The organism is Natrinema soli (genome assembly GCF_028618695.1).
In genome coordinates this window covers 1-675 of sequence record NZ_JAQIVI010000608.1, presented here as the reverse complement: position 1 = coordinate 675, position 675 = coordinate 1, and the positions used below count along the sequence as shown (strand labels likewise).

General features: G+C 68.7%; 1 protein-coding gene. It reads left to right on the top strand.

Annotated features, from left to right (window positions below; all coding sequences use genetic code 11):
* On the top strand, positions 1 to 675 hold a 675-nt coding region (locus PGX04_RS27680), incomplete at both ends, for a cytochrome c oxidase subunit I (RefSeq protein WP_273741426.1).

Sequence of the window (675 nt, the reverse complement as noted above, 5' to 3'; positions counted from 1 at the left end):
TGGCTCGAGGTCGACGCGTTCACGTGGACGGTGCTGACGAGCGCGGCGATGGCGGTCGTCGCCTTCCCGGTGCTCGCCGTCACGGTCGCGTTGTTGCTCGCCGACCGGACGCTCGGCACGGCGTTCGTCGTCGGCGGTGGCGGACCCCTGGTCTGGCAACACCTGTTCTGGTTCTTCGCCCATCCGCTGGTCTATATCCTGGTGTTGCCGCCGATGGGAATCGTCAGCCACGTCCTCCCGCGCTTCGCCGGGCGGCGGCTGTTCGGCCGACGGTCGGCGGTGTACTCGACGCTCGCGATCGGCGTCGTCTCCTTCACCGTCTGGGCACATCACCTGTTCGTGACCGGCATGAGCCCGTCCGTTCGGACGGTCTTCATGTTCACCACGCTCGCGGTCGCGCTCCCGAGTTCGGCGAAGCTGTGCACCTGGCTCGTGACGCTGTGGGGTGGTTCGATCCGTTACACTGCCCCCATGATCGCGTCGCTCGCCGCCGTCGGCTACTTCGTCGTCGGCGGCGTCACCGGCGTCTTCCTCGCCGCCGTGCCGATCAACGTCCGCTACACCGGGACCTACTACGTCGTCGCGCACTTTCACCTGCTGCTCGCCGGCTTCGTCGGCCTCGCGCTCGCGGCCGGCGCGTACTACTGGGCTCCCCTTCTGACCGGCCGCCGCCTC